This is a genomic window from Methanobrevibacter sp. (genome assembly GCF_017427765.1).
Classification (GTDB): domain Archaea; phylum Methanobacteriota; class Methanobacteria; order Methanobacteriales; family Methanobacteriaceae; genus Methanocatella.
This window is the reverse complement of the sequence record NZ_JAFRSC010000019.1, coordinates 89,027-95,586: the sequence shown is the minus strand read 5'-3', so window position 1 is coordinate 95,586 and position 6,560 is coordinate 89,027. Positions and strand designations below refer to the sequence as shown.

Genomic DNA, 6,560 nt, shown 5'->3' with positions numbered 1-6,560 from the left:
GTTGTTTGTATCAGTAATCTTCGTATAATTTGCTAATCTTTCAAATGTAGCATTATAACCTATTCCTAATCTCCAAATATCGTTATGGTTTGAAGGCACTCCCATATCCCATTTAATATATGTGATATTCTTATCTTTTACTAACATCAAATAGAATAGATAATAAAATTTTTATATTTTAAAGTTCCATTATTTTCAATTCTAAAACCAGTTGCTACTGGTTGTTGGGTAACATCAATTGTAGTTCCAATAACTTCCCCATCTTTATATTTAGTTACGGTTGTTCCATTAAGAGTCATTTTATAAATTCCTACCCCATTTAAGGTAATTTGTGGATTTATATTAGACATTATTGTAAAATAACAATTATTACTTGTGTTGCTTACTATTTCCACCTCTACACAAAAATTACCATTAAATTTGTAACTGTCGCTAAAGGAAGTTCCATCTGCAAAAAAGGAATATAAAGTTGTTTCTGAGAGAGATACTGTTGTTCCATCACTACTTGGAATTATAGTAAATACAGATTGATTATCCTTTTTTTGATTATACCAATTATTATTATGATTACTAATTACTCCAACATCGTAAAACAAGTAACCAATATTCTTATCTTTTACATTATCACTTTCATAATCAACATTTTTCTGTTGATTCACTAATAAAACTCGAGGTGAAAAACCAAATGTCAATCAAAATAAAAATATCGAAAAAAATCGATGAAATAGAAGAAAACCATCCAATCGAATACTACGAAATACTTGCTGAAACCAGTCACATACAAAAACAGATCACCTTCACTATTAATGGAAATCATCTTGCAACCACCATGACAGATGACCAAGGAAACATTAGTGCAGGAACAAGTCTGGAAATTAATAAGAAGTATGTTTTTGGTGTGGAATGTGAAGATGAAACTGAAACTGTTGAATTTATAATTGAAGAAAAATGAGGTGTTATATTTATGCCAAATTATGATTTAAAAACACATAGCCATGGTAATGTGTCTAGTGACGGGAAGATTGGAACTGCAAGTGGTAAGATTGTAACTACTGGTACTGGTGGTGCGTTACAAGCAAGTGACTCCATTACTAAATCTATGATTAGTGATGTTTCCACAGTTCAAGTTACTATCACTTATACTGATGAGTCTACTGAAACTAAGAATCTTGTAGTGTATACTCCATCCAGTTAAAAGGGAGGGTTTGTAGTGTTTACTAATGCTAAACAGGTAATGATTGGAAACAAAGAAGTTCAATCAATTGTTACAAGTAATGGTGGGGTAATATATCAAAAACCTGGTGGTTATAACTTAGTTTTGGAAGAAAAAGATAGTTATTATTACAACTCCCTGAAAAATAATCTTAATGATTTCACAACACATGAAGATGAAAGCTATGGAACTATAGAAACTACATCTGCAGGCACCTATTTAGAGTGGTCATATATAAAATTAAATGATTTTGTATTTGATTTTACTAATAATGAATATATTATTAAATTCAAATCAAAACCTAATGAGAATGTAGTTTGTTTCATGGATTTTAATACATCTTCTCCATATTTTATTCCACCAATTGAGTTTGGTGACGATGATATTCCAAGTGGAGTAACTGCGGATTCTAATGGATTTTACGAAATTAAAATAGTGTTAACCTCTGACCATATATCCCTTTATACTAATGATGTTTTAACATTTTTGGATTATGATGTTGATAATACTGTTTATTCGAATAAATATTTGTTTTTTGACTCCAATGAGTATTCTTATGTAATTAAAGATTTGGAGATTATCTCTAAAAATGTTAAGTTAAATGCAATATTAACTAATAATAATGTCCCTGTTAGTGGTGAAGAAATCTACTTTGAAGGAATGGAATATGTTCAAAGATATTATGAGGGAGCAACGGCACATATAGGTACTAATTGGTATTTAACTGGAGATGCGGGATGTAGTGCGTATATTGGTAAATTAAATAGTAGTTATTTTTGGTGTACTAAAACTTCAACTGGATGGACATTTGACAAAGATGGAACTCATAATAATATGAAAACCATTGAAGGTGACAGACTAAGAATTGAAGGTACTATGGCGTACACAGAATCAGATTCTCTTGATTTGACAACAGTTGGGCAATACCCTATTGATTCCTCTTGGGTGGGAGAAGAGTTAGGGGATGTTGGTAATACGCCTAATGGTGTTGATATTCATTTTGTTCCTGTTGCAACAACAGATAATAATGGTGTTGCTACATATACTTATCCTTCATCTTGGAGGGAAGAAGTTGTAGTTAATGCGATTTGGGGGAATTTATCTCCAAGATATGTTAGATACATTGATTTTAATGAATATGATTTTACATCAGTTGGATATTTGGATGCATCAACAATCACTAATTTTGAATTAGATAATGTAGGTGATTTTGAATTAAGTTTCAAATTCGCCACAAGTAATTATTCTTTATTCCTCTTTGGCGATAAACAGTATATTGCATCTAACAATAATGCAAGATATGCCATTGGTATAGGTGGCCGATGTACTTTAAATTCACTTCCAGTTGTATATGGATGTGCTGGAGAGGATTGTCTTGGAATAGATGGTAGGGCCGGTTCATCATTAATTTGTAACCAATATTATGATTATAAAATTGTTAAAAATGGGGATTCAGTTTCATTTTATTTTGAAGGAACTTTATTGGAAACAAGAAATTGTAGTTGGTTTGATGATCGTACTGGTATGAAATTTGGATTGATATCATATTCATCACAAATAACTGCAAAAGCAAAAGATATTAATTTTAGAGAAATATAAATGATTTAAATCTTTTATTTTGGATTGATTGTTATGAAGAAGGATACTGATTTTTGTCAAGGTTGCTGCTACCGTAAAACATGCGACCACGACCTTGAAAAATGTTGTTATCTAGTCAAAAACAAATGCATACTCGAAAACAACAATGAATAAAAAATTAAAGGAGAATTAGACTATGAAAAACTTTGGTTATTGGCTGTTTGGAGCAGACATGAATAAAGTAAATCTTGAAACTCTAAAGAAGAATGGAGTTACAGATATATTCTTAAACTTTTATGCTTTCACAGCACACGGGGAATCCAAGGTCACATCTTGGATAAATAAAGCGAAAAAGAATAATATTAGCGTGCATATTTGGGTTCAATGCTTCTATGATGGATCATGGCATAATCCAAAAACTACTGATTTGACTAAAAAGTTAAAAGAGATCAAGAAATATGCTGGCATAGCTAATGTTAAAGGAATTCATCTTGATTATCTTCGTTATCCTGGTAATGCATATAAGACATCTGGTGGTGCAGATGCAATCACAGCTTTTGTGAAAAAAGTCCGCACACAGAACCCAAAAGTATTCTTGTCCTGCGCAGTAATGCCTGAACAAAATTGTAAACATGATTACGGACAAGACATAGAAGCATTGGATAAAATTGTTGATGCAATCATTCCAATGCAATACAAAGGCAACTACAAAGCAGGTACTGATTGGTTGAAATCAACTACAAAATTCTTCAGCGGTAAAGCAAAGATTTGGAGCGGTCTGCAATCTTATAAATCTGATGATAATCCAACTGCATTATCTGGTACTGAAATATTAAATGACGCTAAAACCTGCATCACTAATGGGGCCAAAGGAATAATGTTATTCCGTTATGGTTTATCTGTTAATGTTAATTTCAATTCCTTGCAAGACAAGACCACAACTAAATCTAAATCTACTGGTATTTCTGCAGCGAATATTAAAACAATGGCCACTACTGTAAAGAAATATATTGAAACTAATAAGAAATTACCATCAACAGTTACTGTTGCTAATGTGAAGTATACTTGGCCACAGGTATGGTATATCTTATCATTGCATGTTAATAATCTCGGTAAAAACTTATCCAATGTTCCAAGTGTTAAAAGTTGCAGTAAAGCAACCGGAGATTCTATTAATGAGGAGGTTTATCCTTCTGATTTTAAGGACCAGTCTAGGAGGGTTGTGCAGTATATTAAACAGAATGGTCAGGCACCTAATTTTGTGACTAGTGTTAAATCCAAGAAGAAGATCAGGCCACGTGTAAGTATTGATGCATTGGCAAGGATTATTGTCTGGTATTATGGTCATAATAAGACTTTGCCGGATTATTGTACTTATAATTCCGGTAGATTCACAGCATCATCTTCTTCATCCAGTAATCAAAAAAGTAATACTTCAACATCTAATAATTGTGAAAATCCATATACTAGCAGTCCTCATTATCTTAATCAAGGTGCTGGTGCTCTTGGTCAGATAACTCCTTATGATTGTGGACCTCATTGTATTCATCAAGGATTGAAGAAATTTGGTGTTACTAATATCTCTGAATCTGAATTGATGAGTTATTGTGGAACCACTACTTCAGGCACTAGTCATGATGGTCTTGAAACTGGTATTGCAAAGGCAGCTAAAAAAGCAGGAATTAAAATTAATGTTACCTGGAAGAATTTTAGTGATTTTGGTAAAACTGATGCTGAAAGGTTCAAAGCATTAGGTCAGTTAATGTGTAAAAAGAATGTGTATGTCTTCTCACATATTTGGTATTCCTGTGCAGGAGAATGCATTGACGATGATGACGGTTGCGGTCATTATGAAACTTTTGATAAAATCAATATCAAAACTGGTTATCTCCGTATATTAAATAGTCTTGGAGGCAGACAGGGTAATGGTTATTATGGTCATTTGCAGGACCGTAAGTTTAGCATTCAATCACATTACATTAAGGGCATTAGTCAGAAGAGTATTTGTATAATGACAAAAGGGTGATTATATATGTTTAATCCTATTAAGAAAGTTATTGCATGGAATTTAAATCGTAAACAAGCAGATATCAAACATGATATCGAAAGATTTGGTTATTCTGATGAGATATTGGAAAGACAAGTTAAAGTAAATCAGAAAAGAGCTAAGTATAATATTACTGATGAATCTGAATTAGTTAATGAAGATTATGTTCAATAAGATGGGATATGTATGTTGTCTATTAAGGAGAACAAGGTTTTGAAGGAGACTAATCAAAGGAATGTGTTACGTGCTAAGATTAAGGCTTTGAATTTTCGTTTGTTGACTTGTGTTGATAGTGAACGTGATGAGATTGAAGCTGAGATTGCACGTTTAAGGTTTCAGTTGGATAGTTTATAAAAAGTTACAAAACTATCAAAGGTCGTACAATATTAATATGTAGAAGCATAAATGTGTCCTGGAGAAAAAATATTTTCTTGAATGTTGGGTAGATCATCTAACGATTAGTAGCAGAGAATGTGAAAAGTGTTGGATGTAAAACTAAATATTTTTATATAAACTATTCCTATGTTTATTATGCATAAAAGAATGATGGTAAAATAATTTTAAAAGCTTGTAAAATTATTATAATTAAGAGACACTCTCATAAAATTCTATCCGTTTTCAAGATTATTTTTTTGTGATGGGATAATTGGTTTCTATTATTAGGGGGTCAACTTTGTGGCATTTTGTCATGGGGTTGATCCCCTTATTTTTTTAGATAAAAACCGAAACATTTATATACTACTATAACCAATATAATAACTGTAGGAACATACCTGTAGGAGATGAAAAATATGGCATACGGATTTGAACAAAAACAAGCAAAAATTGATGATGACGTAAAACTTTACCTCGATGAAAACATGCACTTCGAAGCATGGACAATGATCATCCGTCACTGGGAAGGCGACTTCGATGACCTCTGGGAAAAACTCGAACAAGAATTCATGAAAAAAACAACCAAACTCACAGAAGAAGAAATTGAATCACTAGACATTGAATTCTTCGACTACAGAAGAACAAGAGAAGAAGAAGTATGGATTATGGGGGGGGGCAGAATAACTCCTAACCCATCACTTATTCCAATGGAGGCTTAAGAATGCAATATGTTGAATTTAAACTCATATCTTCACAGGATGAAAGAATATTCCTTGATGGCAATGTTGACATCGATACCATTGACGATGATGAACCAGAATTTGAATACATGCAGAATAATGGTACATACGATACCCATCTGCCAAATTACTGGAAAGTAGATGGTGATGACTTGTCCGATGATTTTGAAGTTTTTGTCCATTCTATTGAGTGGGAAAGACTTAATCAGTTTTTATGGGATTTTCGATTTGAACGTGATGTCTTTGATTTTCAGGGTAACATTTTGATAATCAACAACGGCGTTGACAAAAAGACCACAGTACAAGTTCGTGAGTCTACAAAGCTGAAACTTGCCCATCTTGGCTCCAAAGGCGATAGTTTTGATGATATTATCACCAGCCTACTTAACTTTTATAAAACTCATCAATAAATCCTCTTTAATTGACTATACTTTGTAGTTGATTTAGGATTATTTTTTTAAATATTTTTTTTGGTTAACCTTAAAGTTTTTATACTATGTGTTATATAATGCTATATAACAATTGTGAACTAAAAACTTTGATGTACATTTCTGTACAACAATGTATAATCAGTTATTTATCTCTCAAAACACAGAAATAAACAAAC

8 protein-coding genes are annotated in these 6,560 nt (G+C 32.2%); 7 read left to right on the top strand and 1 reads right to left on the bottom strand.

Translation table 11 applies throughout. The annotated features are described in order from the left end of the window. Positions 1-146: 146 nt before the first annotated feature. Positions 147-659 (bottom strand): hypothetical protein, encoded by a 513-nt coding sequence (locus IJL02_RS05310; protein ID WP_292812112.1) that lies wholly within the window; start codon positions 657-659, stop codon positions 147-149. Between the two features lie 26 nt (positions 660-685). Between IJL02_RS05310 and IJL02_RS05305 the strand changes: the two genes are divergently transcribed. The 7 genes from IJL02_RS05305 (at position 686) to IJL02_RS05275 (ending at position 6,363) form a co-directional block, all read left to right on the top strand. Beyond that, positions 686-952, top strand: a complete 267-nt coding sequence (locus IJL02_RS05305; RefSeq protein WP_292812111.1) for a hypothetical protein — start codon at positions 686-688, stop codon at positions 950-952. 12 nt (positions 953-964) lie between these two features. Next, positions 965-1,195, top strand: coding sequence for a hypothetical protein (locus tag IJL02_RS05300; RefSeq protein WP_292812110.1), 231 nt, complete (start codon positions 965-967; stop codon positions 1,193-1,195). Between the two features lie 15 nt (positions 1,196-1,210). Then, positions 1,211-2,812: a hypothetical protein gene (locus IJL02_RS05295; protein WP_292812105.1), complete on the top strand. Its 1,602-nt coding sequence runs from the start codon at positions 1,211-1,213 to the stop codon at positions 2,810-2,812. 175 nt (positions 2,813-2,987) lie between these two features. Then, entirely contained in the window at positions 2,988-4,817 is a 1,830-nt protein-coding gene (locus IJL02_RS05290) for a cysteine peptidase family C39 domain-containing protein (protein ID WP_292812098.1), read from the top strand. Between the two features lie 6 nt (positions 4,818-4,823). Next, entirely contained in the window at positions 4,824-5,012 is a 189-nt protein-coding gene (locus IJL02_RS05285; RefSeq protein ID WP_292812090.1) for a hypothetical protein, read from the top strand. A gap of 617 nt (positions 5,013-5,629) precedes the next feature. After that, complete coding sequence (locus IJL02_RS05280) at positions 5,630-5,932, top strand: hypothetical protein (protein WP_292812086.1); 303 nt, start codon at positions 5,630-5,632, stop codon at positions 5,930-5,932. Positions 5,933-5,934: 2 nt separating this feature from the next. Then, positions 5,935-6,363, top strand: coding sequence for a hypothetical protein (locus IJL02_RS05275; RefSeq protein WP_292812078.1), 429 nt, complete (start codon positions 5,935-5,937; stop codon positions 6,361-6,363). Positions 6,364-6,560: the final 197 nt, after the last annotated feature.